At 39.0% G+C, this 14,513-nt stretch carries 15 protein-coding genes and 1 pseudogene; 13 read left to right on the forward strand and 3 right to left on the reverse strand.

All coding sequences use genetic code 11. The features are described 5' to 3' along the window. The first annotated feature begins 2 nt into the window (after window positions 1-2). The 9 genes from pseB to EIZ37_RS05200 all read left to right on the forward strand — a co-directional run bounded on the left by pseB (window position 3) and on the right by EIZ37_RS05200 (window position 9,817). Window positions 3-995: a UDP-N-acetylglucosamine 4,6-dehydratase (inverting) gene (gene pseB, locus EIZ37_RS05160; RefSeq protein ID WP_134683502.1), complete on the forward strand. Its 993-nt coding sequence runs from the start codon at window positions 3-5 to the stop codon at window positions 993-995. A 13-nt stretch (window positions 996-1,008) separates the two neighbouring features. After that, window positions 1,009-2,820, forward strand: coding sequence for a thiamine pyrophosphate-binding protein (locus EIZ37_RS05165; RefSeq protein WP_134683503.1), 1,812 nt, complete (start codon window positions 1,009-1,011; stop codon window positions 2,818-2,820). After that, window positions 2,817-3,698, forward strand: a complete 882-nt coding sequence (locus EIZ37_RS05170) for an NAD-dependent epimerase/dehydratase family protein (RefSeq protein WP_134683504.1) — start codon at window positions 2,817-2,819, stop codon at window positions 3,696-3,698. Before EIZ37_RS05165 ends, EIZ37_RS05170 begins: the two co-directional genes overlap by 4 nt. Before the next feature lie 65 nt (window positions 3,699-3,763). Further along, a complete protein-coding gene (gene rfbF / locus EIZ37_RS05175) occupies window positions 3,764-4,543 on the forward strand; it encodes a glucose-1-phosphate cytidylyltransferase (protein ID WP_134683505.1) in 780 nt (259 codons plus the stop codon). Next, window positions 4,525-5,622, forward strand: coding sequence for a CDP-glucose 4,6-dehydratase (rfbG, locus tag EIZ37_RS05180; protein ID WP_205683785.1), 1,098 nt, complete (start codon window positions 4,525-4,527; stop codon window positions 5,620-5,622). The genes rfbF and rfbG overlap by 19 nt, the downstream gene beginning before the upstream one ends. After that, complete coding sequence (gene rfbH / locus EIZ37_RS05185) at window positions 5,612-6,955, forward strand: lipopolysaccharide biosynthesis protein RfbH (RefSeq protein WP_134683506.1); 1,344 nt, start codon at window positions 5,612-5,614, stop codon at window positions 6,953-6,955. Before rfbG ends, rfbH begins: the two co-directional genes overlap by 11 nt. Window positions 6,956-7,337: 382 nt before the next feature. Beyond that, complete coding sequence (locus EIZ37_RS05190) at window positions 7,338-8,225, forward strand: dTDP-4-dehydrorhamnose reductase family protein (RefSeq protein WP_134683507.1); 888 nt, start codon at window positions 7,338-7,340, stop codon at window positions 8,223-8,225. Continuing rightward, on the forward strand, window positions 8,215-9,297 hold the full coding sequence (locus tag EIZ37_RS05195) for an N-acetylneuraminate synthase family protein (RefSeq protein ID WP_134683508.1): 1,083 nt from the start codon (window positions 8,215-8,217) through the stop codon (window positions 9,295-9,297). Before EIZ37_RS05190 ends, EIZ37_RS05195 begins: the two co-directional genes overlap by 11 nt. Before the next feature lies 1 nt (window position 9,298). After that, complete coding sequence (locus EIZ37_RS05200) at window positions 9,299-9,817, forward strand: GNAT family N-acetyltransferase (RefSeq protein WP_134683509.1); 519 nt, start codon at window positions 9,299-9,301, stop codon at window positions 9,815-9,817. A 1,144-nt stretch (window positions 9,818-10,961) separates the two neighbouring features. Here EIZ37_RS05200 and EIZ37_RS26690 read toward each other — a convergent pair. Both EIZ37_RS26690 and EIZ37_RS26695 read right to left on the reverse strand, forming a co-directional pair. Then, a pseudogene (locus EIZ37_RS26690) lies at window positions 10,962-11,081 on the reverse strand (hypothetical protein); the annotation flags it as partial. A 60-nt stretch (window positions 11,082-11,141) separates the two neighbouring features. Next, window positions 11,142-11,306 carry an IS3 family transposase gene (locus tag EIZ37_RS26695; protein ID WP_167568680.1) on the reverse strand — a complete coding sequence of 55 codons (165 nt, stop codon included), beginning with the start codon at window positions 11,304-11,306 and terminating at the stop codon, window positions 11,142-11,144. A 279-nt stretch (window positions 11,307-11,585) separates the two neighbouring features. On the opposite strand from EIZ37_RS26695, the gene flaG reads away from it, so the two are divergent. The 4 genes from flaG to EIZ37_RS05230 are packed head-to-tail and all read left to right on the forward strand — an operon-like array spanning window position 11,586 to window position 14,188. Beyond that, the gene (flaG, locus tag EIZ37_RS05215) at window positions 11,586-11,936 is read left to right on the forward strand and encodes a flagellar protein FlaG (RefSeq protein WP_134683511.1); all 351 of its coding nucleotides are present in this window, start codon (window positions 11,586-11,588) and stop codon (window positions 11,934-11,936) included. 21 nt (window positions 11,937-11,957) lie between these two features. Further along, on the forward strand, window positions 11,958-13,415 hold the full coding sequence (gene fliD / locus EIZ37_RS05220) for a flagellar filament capping protein FliD (RefSeq protein ID WP_134683512.1): 1,458 nt from the start codon (window positions 11,958-11,960) through the stop codon (window positions 13,413-13,415). 14 nt (window positions 13,416-13,429) lie between these two features. After that, complete coding sequence (gene fliS, locus EIZ37_RS05225) at window positions 13,430-13,807, forward strand: flagellar export chaperone FliS (protein ID WP_134683513.1); 378 nt, start codon at window positions 13,430-13,432, stop codon at window positions 13,805-13,807. A 12-nt stretch (window positions 13,808-13,819) separates the two neighbouring features. Next, window positions 13,820-14,188, forward strand: coding sequence for a flagellar protein FliT (locus EIZ37_RS05230; RefSeq protein WP_134683514.1), 369 nt, complete (start codon window positions 13,820-13,822; stop codon window positions 14,186-14,188). Window positions 14,189-14,241: 53 nt separating this feature from the next. Here EIZ37_RS05230 and EIZ37_RS05235 read toward each other — a convergent pair whose 3' ends face one another. Beyond that, the gene (locus EIZ37_RS05235; RefSeq protein WP_134683515.1) at window positions 14,242-14,418 is read right to left on the reverse strand and encodes a putative motility protein; all 177 of its coding nucleotides are present in this window, start codon (window positions 14,416-14,418) and stop codon (window positions 14,242-14,244) included. Window positions 14,419-14,513 lie beyond the last annotated feature (95 nt).

Consider the following 14,513-nt stretch of genomic DNA (forward strand, 5'->3'; position numbering starts at 1 on the left):
ATATGTTGAATGGTAAAGTAGTACTGATAACTGGAGGAACAGGTTCGTTTGGTCAATATTTTACTGAGTATCTATTGAATCATTATAAGCCAAAAAAAATCATTATCTTCTCTCGAGATGAGTATAAACAGTTTTTAATGAAGAGTAAGTTTAAAGAATATACAGATGTTTTAAGGTTTTTTATCGGTGATGTCCGCGACGCTGACCGTCTTAAGAGAGCATTTGACGGTGTGGATTACGTTATTCATGCTGCTGCTATGAAACAAGTTCCTGTTTGTGAATACAATCCAATTGAAGCTATTAAAACAAATATTAATGGCGCTATGAATGTCATAGACGCGGCCTTGGATTGCAACGTGAAAAAGGTCGTAGCACTTTCGACTGATAAAGCAGTTAACCCCATTAACTTGTATGGTGGTACAAAATTGGTTTCTGATAAGTTGTTCGTTTCTGCAAATGCTTATACAGGAGGGACAAAAAGTTCCTTTTCCGTTGTCCGTTATGGAAATGTTGCAGGAAGCCGTGGTTCGGTCATTCCATATTTTAAAGAACTTTTACGCAATGGAGTTTCTAGTCTCCCTATAACAGACTACCGGATGACTCGGTTCTGGATCAGTTTAAACCGGGGTGTCGAGCTTGTAATGACAGCTTTGCAGAATTCCCGTGGTGGAGAAACCTATATTTCTAAAATTCCATCGTTTAAAATAACCGACTTGGCACAAGCAATGGCTCCGTCATGTGAATTGAAACAAGTGGGGATTCGTGAAGGCGAGAAATTACACGAAGTCATGATCACGGCCGAAGATTCCGCTAATACCTACGAGTATGACGACTTCTTCGTTATTTATCCAAACATGGATTGGTGGATCTATGACGAGAAAAATTATATTCCAGGTGGAATAAAAGTTCCACCAGGTTTCGAATACAATTCCGGTACAAATACTGAATGGCTTACAGTAGAACAATTATCCGAGCTAGTCGCACGGATGGAATAAGGAGAATTCTATCATGATGAAACTCTCTGATTATGTCATTCAATTCATAGAAAACACTGGAGTGAAGGATATTTTTCTTATCTCTGGTGGCGGTATGATGCATTTACTTGACTCAGCTGAACGTTCACCATCCTTAAATATTATCTGTAATCTAAATGAACAAGCTACGTCTATCTGTGCAGATAGCTATGCTCAATATACGAATAAGTTAGGAGTATGTCTCTTAACAACTGGACCGGGTGGAACTAATGCCGTTACGGGCGTGACGGCTTCTTATTTGGACTCCAATCCCGTTCTAGTGATTTCTGGACAAGCTAAATCAACAGATCTTTCAATGGGCACCGGCGTGCGGCAAGTGGGTGCTCAGGAGGTTGATGTAGTTTCTATTGCGAAGCCGATTACAAAATATGCTGTGATTGTGATGGACAAGCAAAGTATTCGCTACCATTTGGAGAAGGCGCTTTATTTGGCAACCACTGGACGTCGTGGCCCAGTCTGGGTAGATATTCCTCTGGATATACAGGGTGCAACAATTGATGAGACCACACTTTACGGGTTTAACCCTGAAGAAGAGGGGTATTTCGACTGCTCTAATAGTATTGATGAAATGCAGATAACAAAAATATATGATTTATTGAATAAGGCGAAACGGCCGGCCTTCTTGATTGGACATGGTTTGATCGCCTCGGATGCTTCTAAGGAGTTTCAACTGCTCGTACGAGATTTAGGTATTCCCGTTCTTGCCTCGTGGAGGGCAAAAGGGGTTTTCTCAGATTCTGATCCGTTATATTATGGTCATCCAGGTTCGCCGGGTGCGCGGTTTTCCAACTACATCTTACAGAATACCGATCTTTTAATTATTATTGGGTCACGTCTGAATGCCCCTATGACAGCGTACAATCTTGGGAATTTTGCCCCCAATGCCAAAAAAATAGTTGTTGACATTGATGAGAACGAAATCAAAAGGTTATCCATTCCACTTGCAGAGGCCTTAGTGATTGATGCCGCTTCTTTTGTCCAAGCTATGCATGATCATATTGAACTTTATGATAAACCTGATCTGAGCAACTGGCTTTTATATTGTCGTGAAATGCGTGAAAAATATCCGCTGTTAGAAGAAAAGCAACCTTTCGAAGACATCAGTTGTGTGGACGGGTACAGGCTCGGTTATGAGATAACACGCAGGTGTTCACAAGACGATATATTAGTTGGTTCATCATCCGGACGTACTTGTGGAATTTCTCATATGGCTTTTAATGTCCGAGAAGGTCAAAAGTTTATAACGTCAATGGGACTGGGTTCTATGGGCTTTACGTTACCTTCTGCTATTGCCGCTTCAATTGCTGCGGGCAAGAAGAGAACAATAGCCTTAGAAGGAGATGGAAGTTTGCAGCACAACCTTCAAGAGCTTCAGCTTATAACCACATACGGGCTTCCTATAAAGCTCTTCGTATTGAATAATGGCGGGTACGCTTCCATCTATGTCATGCAACGAAATCATTTTAAATCTAATTTCTCGGCTTGTACCCCAGAGACATTACTTGAGTTTCCTCCTGTTGAAAAACTGGCCGATTTATACAATTTGGACTACTACCGAATCGATACCAATGACAAGTTGGACGAAATTCTTGATCAAGTGATGAAAGACAACCGTCCGGTTCTATGTGAAGTTATGGGAAGCATCTTATTTGATGAAATCCCCAAAGCGATGACAAAGGTTAATGAGGATGGGACCATTATTTCTTCTTCTCTAGAAAATTTGTATCCCTACCTTTCTCCTGAAGAGGTTCGTGAAAATATGAAAGTTTCGGTGACCGAAGAATGAAGCGAGTTTGGATTACAGGTGCGGGGCCAAACGGATTCATTGGGCGTAATCTGAAAGAACATTTGGAGAAGAAATATCAGGTTTTCGTAACATCAAGTACAGAATTGGATTTATGTGATCTAGAGCAAGTCATGCGGTATATTGACAAAAATCGTATCGATAGTGTAGTACATGCTGCTACCTATACTAAACGCGCACTTAATTCAGAAGTAGAACTGGATGCTAACTTAAAAATGTTTTATAATCTTCAATTCTGTCATAATCAACTAGAAAAGATCCTTTATTTTGGTTCTGGCGCAGAATTTGATAAACGTTACGATATTAATCTGATTTCAGAGAATGATTTCGGGCGTAGTATTCCCGTAAATGCTTATGGATTCGGTAAATATATAATGAATCATGCTGCTCGAGCTTCCGAAAATATTTATAATCTCAGGCTCTTCGGTGTATACGGTAAATACGAAAACTGGAGAACAACCTTTATTTCCAATTTATGTTGCAAGGCAATTTTCGATTTGCCGCTTTCCATCCGACAGGATTGTTCATTTGACTTCCTTTATATTGACGACTTGTTTCCGGTAGTGGACTGGTTTTTGGGCAATACACCGGAATATCATGATTATAACGTTTGTACTTCTTCTCCATGCGACCTTACTGATATCGCACGGATCGTTCTTGAGGTGTCGGGCAAGGAGTTACCAATAATCATCCTTAACGAAGGTCGCAATCTGACCTATACTGGTTCAAACAATAGGATTCGAGGACAAGTTCAAGATTTTTCTCCCCGCAGTTTGCGCAGCGGAATTGAGTCGTTGTATAACTGGTACTTTAATAATCGTGAATTGATTGATTATGAGGTACTGGTTCAGACCAAATAGGGGTTTCCTAGAAATCAATGAGCAAGATACTTTTGTTAAATAAAGAGTAGAAAAGGGGAAGCCGAATGAAAGTTGTATTGTTGGCGGGTGGTCTAGGTACAAGGATCAGTGAAGAATCACATCTGAAACCAAAACCAATGATCGAAATCGGCGGGAAGCCCATCCTTTGGCATATCATGAAGATTTATTCTAGTTTTGGATTTAATGACTTCGTCGTTTGTCTTGGATATAAAGGGTATGTAATTAAGGAATTTTTCTCCGACTATTATCTACATATGTCGGATATTACTTTTGACTTCTCTAATAACAACAGTATGACCATCCATAACAATAATGTGGAGCCTTGGCGGGTTACGTTAGTCGATACAGGACTAGAAACCCAAACCGGTGGTAGAATCAAGAAGATTGAGAAGTACGTGCAAAATGAAAGGTTTTTTCTCACTTATGGTGATGGTGTAAGTGACATAAATATATATGCGTTACTGGAAGAGCATGAGAGGGCTGGTAAAATAGCAACCTTGACCGCAGTTAAGCCGGCTGGCCGCTTCGGATTGCTTGAAATTAATGAGGATAATACGGTGGCTAGCTTTCAGGAAAAAGCTGTTGAAAATGGCGCATGGATTAATGGTGGTTTTATGGTGCTCGAGCCTCAGGTGTTCGAATATTTAAGCGGAAATGATAAGCAAGTTTTTGAGCAAGAACCTTTAAAGAATCTGGCTAATCACGGCCAACTTCATGCTTACAAGCATCACGGATTCTGGCAGTGCATGGATACGCAGAGAGATAAGTTCGCTTTAGAAGACTTGTGGAAAGAGGAGAATCCTCCATGGAAGGTATGGATATGAGTCTAGAAGTATTTGACTTTTATCGCGGAAAAAAAGTATTCATTACCGGGCACACAGGATTTAAGGGAAGTTGGTTATGTCGCCTTTTATTGAATGCAGGGGCAACCGTCACAGGATATTCCTTAGAGCCTGAAAGCGAGGGTTTATTTAACCTGCTTCAACTGACAGAAGAGGTGGAGAGCTATACAGGGGATATCCAAAACCTAGACTTTCTTTGTGATACTGTTTCGAAAGTTCGGCCGGATATCGTTTTTCATTTAGCGGCTCAACCTCTTGTTCTGCAGTCATACCTTGATCCTGTCGAGACTTTTCGAACGAATATTATGGGCACGGTTCACATCTTGGAAGCTGTCCGACGCTGTGAAACCATTCGTTCCACTGTTAATGTCACAACAGATAAGGTTTATGAAAATAAAGAATGGCATTGGGCTTATCGTGAAAACGAGAACCTATGCGGAGTCGACCCCTATTCGAATAGCAAGTCTTGTAGTGAATTGGTGACATTTAGTTACCGCAACTCTTATTTTCATTCTAGTGACAATAGAGCTTTGTCTACAGCGCGTTCTGGAAATGTAATTGGGGGCGGAGATTTTGCAGCTGACCGTATTATACCTGATTGTTTTCGTGCGGCCAGTAAAGGGAAGGCTATAATTGTACGTTCTCCTCATTCCGTAAGACCTTATCAACATGTTTTGGATTGTTTGGATGGTTACTTGCTGCTTGCAAAAAAACAGTATGAAGAGAAAGTGCGATTTGAAGGTAGCTACAACTTCGGGCCCTCTGATGAAAATTGTTTGACCACAGGGGAGTTAGTCGATCAATTTTGTCATTACTGGGGGGACCATTTGACTTGGTTCACCCAAAGCGACAGTGTACACCATGAGGCTACGTATTTGAAAATTGACAGTTCGAAAGCAAGAGCCATCCTAAATTGGAAGCAAAAATGGGCAATCACAGAGGCAGTCGAGAAAACCGTAGATTGGTACAAGTATTTTCTCAATGAAGGAAATAATATTGTCACCTATACGGATGCTCAAATTTGGGAGTACTACGGGAGTGTAAATAAAAATGTCAGATGACTTGAGAGCTAAAATTTTATCTTTGGTAAAAGATTATTACAATGAGCATCATAGACCGCAAAATTTTTATTCTGCTAAAAAGCGAATACCCTATGCGGGCCGGGTATTTGATCATGAGGATATGATTAACCTCGTGGATGCTTCACTCGATTTTTGGTTGACTGCCGGCAGGTATACCGATGAGTTTGAAGAAAGCCTTGCTCGTTATATTGGCGTGCGCTTTTGTTCACTTGTCAATTCAGGTTCATCTGCTAACCTGGTAGCCTTCATGACCCTTACCTCGCCATTGTTGGGAGAGAGGGCTATTCGGAGAGGGGACGAAGTCATTACGGTTGCCGCAGGCTTTCCTACAACCGTATCTCCGATTATCCAATATGGAGCAGTACCCGTTTTTGTGGACGTGAATATTCCGCAATACAACATAGATTGTAGTCAATTGGAGACTGCTTTGTCGGACAAAACGAAAGCTGTCATGATTGCTCATACACTAGGCAATCCTTTTAATATTGGAGAAATTCGGCGCTTCTGTGATGAGCACAATCTTTGGCTGATCGAAGATAACTGTGATGCGCTAGGAACTGAATATGAAATGAATGGTCAGTGGAGGAAGACAGGATCTTTTGGGGATATTGCTACTTCAAGTTTCTATCCACCTCATCATATAACAATGGGAGAAGGCGGAGCAGTTTATACGAATAATGCTCAGCTGCACAAGATCATTCGTTCATTTAGGGACTGGGGGCGTGATTGCTGGTGTGACCCAGGAATGGATAATACATGTCGCCGTCGCTTTAATGGCCAATACGGAGAGCTTCCCTGTGGATACGACCATAAATATGTGTATTCCCATTTTGGGTATAATCTGAAAGTAACTGACATGCAAGCGGCTGTAGGATGTTCCCAGTTAAAAAAGCTACCTACTTTCGTAGATGCAAGAAGGAAAAATTGGGATTATCTATATTCACGACTTATAGAGTGTCAAGATAAGCTAATCTTACCGGAACCCGCGGCAAATTCAAAACCAAGCTGGTTTGGTTTTCTTATAACACTCAAAGAAGGAATTAACAGAAATGAAATGGTACTTTATCTCGAGGAACAAGGAATTCAAACCCGAATGTTGTTTGCTGGGAATTTATTGAAACATCCTTGTTTTGATGAGATGCGCCAAGACGGAAAGGGCTATCGTGTGATAGGAAATCTAGAACAAACAGATCAAATTATGAATAACACGTTCTGGATTGGGGTTTATCCGGGTATGACGATTGAGATGTTAGACTATATGGCCGATAAAATCAAGCAATATTTAGATGGTAATTCCGGGGATGTTGCTTAAAGAGAAACGTAATACAATCCCAGTAATTGGCAGCGGGACTGGTTGTCTTTAGCTGAGCAACTCATTGCACTTTGAATGACCTTTCCCGCTATCTTAAAGTACAAAGGTCGATAGCAATCAATCATATTCCTATGATGGTCACAGCAGATATAGATTACTTTATGTTGTCGTTGTCTGGGTGCTGAATGGTGTACAGATTCTAAGCAGAACATCATCAATAAAACTTTTTTTGTTGATGATTTAGCTAATAATGAAAGCGCAAAACTTTTGTATCATAAAAACGTGTAGATTATTGCTTATTTCCTTTCTTAGGTCCATTCATCTAATATTGTCACAATTTTATATCGTAGATTTCTTAAATTAAGAATTGGGAGATTAGATCATGGAAAAATTCCTATTGATTGGTTCAACTGGAATGCTTGGTCAATCATTGTACAAAAAATTAAAGAATGAAAAATATCAAGTTTTTGCGATATCACGTAATAACAGTGATCGTAATATGGATCTATCATTAATTAATAATGAACTTAACGAGGTAATAGACGAATTTAATCCTGATGTAATCATAAATTGTGCTGCAATAGTGAACTTACAATTTTGTGAGGAAAACCCAGAGAAGGCATATCTAATCAACTCAAAGTTACCTAGTTTAATATCATTAGCCAGTCAAAAAAAAGGTTGTTACTTTGTCCAAATTTCAACGGATCATTATTATCACAACGATAATATAAAGAAACATAAAGAAACTGATAATATTGTATTACTAAATGAATATGCACGCACAAAGTATGCAGGTGAACAATTTGCTCTTACTTATGAAAATTCCTTGATAGTTCGAACTAATATTGTAGGATATCGGAATAAGGTAAATAACCCTACTTTTGTGGAATGGTTAATATCAGCTCTTAAGAATAAAGAAAAGTTAGTTGGATTTAGTGATTATTATACATCCAGTATTGATGTTGAGACATTCAATGATTTACTTTTGGAAGTAATCAAGAGCAGGATCACAGGAATTGTAAATATTGCTTCCAAAGATGTTATTTCAAAATATGAATTTATGGTCTTATTATCGCAGCAAATTGGTGTAGAAGGAGTAATTACTAAAGGAAAACTAAATAATCAAAATGGAATCATTCGAGCAAATTCATTAGGGTTAGACATAACAAAATTGGAACATATCATAAAAAACAAAGAGATTCCTACTGCTGCTGAAGTAGTTCAAAATCTAGTCAAAAAATATAAAGAAGGTGTATTTAATGGAATTTAAAACATCTATCAATATCGGAAAATCTAAAATCTCTATTAACAATCCGACATACTTTATTGCTGATATCGCATCAAACCATGATGGTAGCCTAGGAAGAGCAAAAGAATTGATTTGGTTGGCAAAAGAATCGGGTGCAAATGCTGTTAAATTTCAACATTTTAAAGCTGATAAAATTGTAAGTGATTTGGGATTTAAGCAACTGGGAAATGAAATTGGTCATCAATCTACTTGGAAAAAAAGTGTTTATGATGTATTTAAAGAAAATGAATTGAATAGGGAATGGAATTTAGAATTAATTGAAGAAGCAAAAAAAGCAGAAATCGATTTTTTTACTACTCCTTATGACGTAGAAGCTGTAGATTTAATTAATGATTTCTTACCAGCCTATAAAATTGGATCAGGTGACATAACGTGGACTGATTTTATCGAATATATCGCAAAAAAAGGCAAACCAACTCTTCTTGCTACGGGCGCTTCTAATTTTGAAGATGTGAAAAGAGCAGTAAGCACCGCTCTTAAATACAATAATCAATTGATAATAATGCAATGCAATACAAATTATACAGGAAGTTTAGAGAACTTTAAATTCATTAACTTAAATGTATTAAAAACGTATTCTACCATGTTCCCTAATGCTATCTTAGGTTTATCTGATCATACTCCTGGACATGCAACGGTATTAGGAGCAATAACGTTAGGTGCAAGAGTAATTGAAAAACATTTCACTGATGATAACGATAGGATAGGTCCTGATCACATGTTTTCAATGAATCCTAATACCTGGGCAGAAATGGTCGCTAGAGCACGAGAGTTAGAGCTAGCCTTGGGTGATGGAGTGAAAATAGTAGAAATGAATGAAAAAGAGACAGTGGTAGTTCAAAGACGGGCAATTTATCTAAAATCGGATCTAAATGAAGGAGAAATCATTACTGAGGAAGATATTGAATTTTTAAGACCTGCACCATCCAACGCTTTCTTTCCGTATGATATCAAAAGAGTAATAGGTTCAAAGTTATCAAAACCCAAATATAAGGGAGACGTCTTGATGAAAGGCGACTTGGAGGTTCTATGATATGTTAAAAGGGGAATACACAGGATTACGTGCTATTGAAAGATATGATTTAGCTTCTTTATTAAAATGGCGAAACAATCCGGATTTCCGGCTTTTTTTTCGAGAATACAGAGAGTTAAGTTGTGAAAATCAAAATGAATGGTTTGAAAAAAAGGTAGTAGACGATATGCGGACGAAAATGTTTGCAATAGTAGATATTCAGTCAGATGAATTAATTGGTGCATGTGGTTTATGTTACATTGATTGGATAAATAGAAGTGCTGATTTTTCTATATACATCGGTAAAGATGATCTATATATTGACGAATGTTATGCGGTAGATGCTGCTAAGGTTTTGGAAAAATACGGGTTCGAAGAATTAAATCTACACAGATTATGGGCAGAAGTATATTCGATTGATTCTAAGAAGATAGATTTTTTTCGAACGTTAAGATTCACATTAGAGGGTACGTTTAAAGAAACTCATTGGACACAGGGTAAGTGGGTCGACTCATTATTTTTTGCAAAACTGAATAAATAAATGATTGATATATGTAGTGAATAAATGCATTTTAAATAAATTAGGGGAATAGCAGCAAAATCGACTCAAGTAAAAGAGTCTGATATAGGATGACCAACTTGGAGGTATATTTTCCTTGCTGGAGGCTCTCACTTTTTTATTAATTGAGCGTTTTTCAGATACCTGATCCATTGTGCCACATGGTTTTCCAGGCGTAAAAAAAGACTTCACCTTCCTCGAAAGTTTTTAAGCGACCAAGCACGAAAACTTTCGAGGAAGGTGAAGTCACTTTGTATATTCTTCAAGAAAGTCTATTCTCCCTTGAGCAACTGTAAAAACTTGAATCCAAAGAATAATCGTCCATCTTTTTTTCTGCACTTGATTTGCGAAAGGTTGCCAATCAATTGAGAAGTCGGTCACCCCGTGGTGCTGATGAACATTGCAGACAGTGCATTCTCCGGGCGTAATTAGTTGCACCACTTGAAAATGTTGATACATTCTCAGGTTTGTATCATCGGTTGAATGTAGATTTTCGTTTCCGCTATCAATGTGGGCTTCGGATGGATCGAGAGGCTCCCTCAATTTTACACGCCAAGTCGTGTCTTGCTTAGTTGACGAAGAAGGATTTAGCCAAGCAACTGTACGAAGATCTGGTACTACTTTGTCAAGAATTCAACTTGCCGTCGATACCAAAACTGAACTACCAATGATTCGTACGTAAGGTCACACCGGCCCGTGTGAACAACAGTGAATTGGCTCCTACGCTCATCACGAACAAACAGCGTTAAGAACTAATGTCAATTCTACATGATGGACAAAGGATATCAATAAGAAATGTGAAGGCTAGCGCCATCATTACAATGAATCTTCGGATAGAAGGAGCCCAAACACTAAAAAGCCTGTCTAACACGCTAATATTCCCTTGAAGGCTTATTCCAACTTGAACGATGAGGTGGAATGAGTTTTTTTGGCATGCAGAAAATTGCAAAGGAGGATGAACAGACAATCTCAACTCAAGTTTGACACCATATCACTAAATGTGGACAACCCGATGAGGTAAGCACGCGAGCTATCCACTGCCACGATCTGAGTGGGGCAAAGATCTCCCCTTGAGGACGCTGACGGTGTTAAGCTTGATCGAGGGCTTTTAGGGCGAGAGATTTAGTCATACGTTCATCCAGTGCAGCCCGACGATCTTTCGCGAGTACAAATCCATGATTCTGTACAGATAAAGCCGCCAAACTTCGTCTGTTGGAATGTACGTGATATCCGCTACCCACACCTGATTCGGTGCTCGAACGGCAAACTGCTTGTTTAACGGGGATGTTTCGAATTGGTCGTGGCCTCATATTTCTTGACGGTTCGTGATTTCAAACCAAGTTCTTTCATCAAGCGAGTTACCGTTTTTTCGGGATACATGGATATTTTGTTGTTTCAACGCTAGAGTTATTTTTGGGATTCCGTAGAGACGACGCGATTCCAGAAAGATTTGGCGAATATGATATTCCAAAGCTATTCTGCGCTTGTTTCACTAGCTTTCCCTCCTTACCTATTCGTAAAAACCGCTTCGAGACACTTGGGACAAGGAGCAGAGCTTTGCGTTACGGAATTTGAAGCGGTGTTCATGGATGAATGTATAAATTAGCGCTGGTCTTTTTGCGATGTAGTGGCAACCCCCTAATTAATTTTATATTTGTTTTTCCAAAAAAAACGTATAAATTTATTCAATCCATGAGCACTTGATCCGATAATAGTAATAAGATTTATTTTCGATATTGGAGGAGAAGACATGGAGATTAATTCTTCCTATCCTGTAAGTTCACCAGTAACAATGATGACCGAAAACCAATCTTATGGGCAAGGGCCTTCAAGAGAACTGATAACTTCCGAACAACAGGATAATAGAATGCCCATCTCCAAGGAAGAACTGCAAAAAAGCATTGAAGGACTAAACAAGTGGTTGCAACTGCAAAGTACCCATTTGAAATTTTTTCTCCATGAGGGGCTAAATGAATACTATGTCCAAGTTATCAATGATGAAACAAATGAAGTAGTCAGAGAAATCCCTTCAAAAAAAGTATTGGATATGGTCAAACATATTCAAGATACGCTTGGGCTTATCATTGACGAAAAGAGATAGGAAAGAAGGAGTTGATCTGGTATGGTAAGTCGTATTCGTTTTAGTGGAATGGCGTCGGGACTCGATACAGATTCTATTGTAAAAGAACTGATGAATGCGCAACGAATCCCTATGAACAAGCTTATCCGAAAAAAGCAAACAGAGGAATGGAAACGTGACGCTTACAGGGAGATGAATTCTCTTGTACTCGACCTGAGAAAATCCATTGATAGTTTACGTTTCGCTGCTTCATTCAATAAGAAAATAGCATCTTCTCAAAATGACAGCATTGTATCTGCCAAAGTCACAGGGAAACCACAGATGCCCTCCTACGAGGTTCGTTTGGAGAAAGCTGCCACCGCGGCGACTCCAGCGTCAGTATCCTTTACTTCAAGCTTGGCTAATTCCACTACCCAAGTGGGAGCTGGAAATGGTTTTACATTTACCCTAAACTCCCAAAACATTACTGTCGAAGAAACTGATACATTGGATTCTATTGCTGCAAAAGTGAACGATCTTTCCTCAACAACAGGCGTAAAGGCAGCCATTTTGGACAAACAGATTGTGTTTACTTCTACAGCAACCGGAACCAGTGCGAATGTTAATATTGCAGCAACTGGCACAAATGTGTTAAATTTAGCGACAACTTCGAAAACGGGAACCGCTGCCGATCCAGGAATTGTCTGGATTAATGGTGCGAAGCTAAATGTGAATAGCAATACATTTAATTTTGATGGGATGGAGTTTACCACTAAGCAGGTTACAGCAACTCCAGTTACCGTTTATGCAAATTCTGACACTGATGCCATTTTTGACAATATTAAGTCCTTTGTAGATAAATACAATGAAACGATTGAAAAAATCAATACGAAGATATCGGAGCACAAAAACAAGGGATACGAACCTCTATTAGAGGAAGAAAAGGAAGCCTTATCGGATTCACAAGTTGAAAAAATGGAGGCAATGGCAAAGAGCGGTCTCTTATTGCGTGATCCGATTCTGAAAAGTGGCTTGGTAGAACTGCGTCGTGCGATTAGTACACCGGTTTCTGGAGCAGATCCTTTATTTGATACGCTAACGGAAATCGGGATTGGCGGACCACCATCAGGTAAATATGCCTATATGGAGCAAGGTAAGCTCTATATTGATGAGACGAAACTGAGAGATGCCATCAGTAAAAATGGGGATAAAGTAGTAACATTGTTTACAAACTACAGTGCCTCGGGTAATTATAATGAGACTGGTGTAGCTGAAAGGCTGTATGACCAACTGAATAAAACAATTGACGAGTTAACCAAGAAAGCCGGTAGTGCAACTGCTGTGGCTGACGATAGCACTTTGACAAAAAGCATCAATACCATTACAGATGACATCGAACGTTGGGAAGATAGATTAACAAAAATTGAAGACCGCTATTGGAAGCAATTCACTGCGATGGAAAAAGCAATTCAACAAAGCCAATCGCAAGGAAGTTGGTTTGCACAAATGTTAGGACAATAAAGGAGCGATAATGGATGTTGCAAAATGCTGCCCAGACCTACCAGAATAACTCTGTAACTACAGCGACTCCTGAAGAACTTACACTCATGCTGTATAATGGTGCGATAAAATTTATTAAAGGCGCAAGATCTTTTTTAGATGAAAAACGAATGGACAAAGTTCATGAAAATTGCATCAAGGTTGAGAATATTTTAGAAGAACTAATGTCTTCCCTTAACCAAAGTTATCCGATTGCAAAGGATTTTATTGTGATGTACGAATACATGCTGCGTAGAATTGTTGAAGCCAATATTCGAAAAGATGCCGAGATATTGATCGAAGTCGAAGAACTCTTTACCGAGTTCAGAGATACATGGAAGGAAGCCATGGTTCTTGCCAAAAAACAAAGATAGGATAAACATCTTATGAGTGAAACTATCGAAACATTACTGCAAAACCTATTGGTCCTGACACTCTCGCTTAAGCAATCTGTAGATGCTTACTCTGAAAACAATGATTCAGAAGAGTGGTTACGAATACTGGAAGATCGTCAGCAGATTATCAACCAGATTGATGCATTCCTTGAAGAAGGTTATGTTCTGACAGAACAACTGAAAGATAAATATATTGCGCCTGTTTATGAGATGGATCAGGTTGTAATACCTCTCATGGAACAAAAAAAAGCGGCTCTTCAAGAAAAAATGCAAAACTTGAATAAACAAAAAGCGGTGCAAAACCAATATAAAGGCTATAGTATGAACGCCTACGGAGCATTTTTTGATAAGAAAAAATAGAAAAAAACGTCCTTGATTGGGACGTTTTTTTTCGTGACTAAATGACTTTTCAACTAGGCCTTAATGTCGATTTGCTTACCCAGGTTAGGATGTACAGCTTGTGCCTGACGAATATTATCCTGAGTCTTGGCAAAATCTTGTAGCATTGTTGCTGCATTCGCAGTCGCCGTATCGGTCATGCTTTTTTGTAAACTAACATTAATTGCAGTTTTCAATTGAATTGCACTCACCTTAAAGCACCTCCTAGCAAATTTTCCTTACCTTTCAACTATCGGAGAACTGGCGAGAAATGTTTATCTCCCCTTCTATTTCCCCACTTACCACT

The organism is Brevibacillus migulae, from assembly GCF_004521915.1.
GTDB lineage: Bacteria > Bacillota > Bacilli > Brevibacillales > Brevibacillaceae > Brevibacillus_F > Brevibacillus_F migulae.

Bases quoted from the DNA above. Each gene is read 5' to 3' on its own strand.
- EIZ37_RS05190 (WP_134683507.1), top strand. From the start codon at position 7,338: ATGGAAAAATTCCTATTGATTGGTTCAACTGGAATGCTTGGTCAATCA.
- EIZ37_RS05165 (WP_134683503.1), top strand. From the start codon at position 1,009: ATGATGAAACTCTCTGATTATGTCATTCAATTCATAGAAAACACTGGA.
- EIZ37_RS05230 (WP_134683514.1), top strand. From the start codon at position 13,820: ATGAGTGAAACTATCGAAACATTACTGCAAAACCTATTGGTCCTGACA.
- rfbF (WP_134683505.1), top strand. From the start codon at position 3,764: ATGAAAGTTGTATTGTTGGCGGGTGGTCTAGGTACAAGGATCAGTGAA.
- rfbH (WP_134683506.1), top strand. From the start codon at position 5,612: ATGTCAGATGACTTGAGAGCTAAAATTTTATCTTTGGTAAAAGATTAT.
- EIZ37_RS05170 (WP_134683504.1), top strand. From the start codon at position 2,817: ATGAAGCGAGTTTGGATTACAGGTGCGGGGCCAAACGGATTCATTGGG.
- fliS (WP_134683513.1), top strand. From the start codon at position 13,430: ATGTTGCAAAATGCTGCCCAGACCTACCAGAATAACTCTGTAACTACA.
- pseB (WP_134683502.1), top strand. From the start codon at position 3: ATGTTGAATGGTAAAGTAGTACTGATAACTGGAGGAACAGGTTCGTTT.
- flaG (WP_134683511.1), top strand. From the start codon at position 11,586: ATGGAGATTAATTCTTCCTATCCTGTAAGTTCACCAGTAACAATGATG.
- rfbG (WP_205683785.1), top strand. From the start codon at position 4,525: ATGGAAGGTATGGATATGAGTCTAGAAGTATTTGACTTTTATCGCGGA.
- EIZ37_RS05195 (WP_134683508.1), top strand. From the start codon at position 8,215: ATGGAATTTAAAACATCTATCAATATCGGAAAATCTAAAATCTCTATT.
- fliD (WP_134683512.1), top strand. From the start codon at position 11,958: ATGGTAAGTCGTATTCGTTTTAGTGGAATGGCGTCGGGACTCGATACA.
- EIZ37_RS05200 (WP_134683509.1), top strand. From the start codon at position 9,299: ATGTTAAAAGGGGAATACACAGGATTACGTGCTATTGAAAGATATGAT.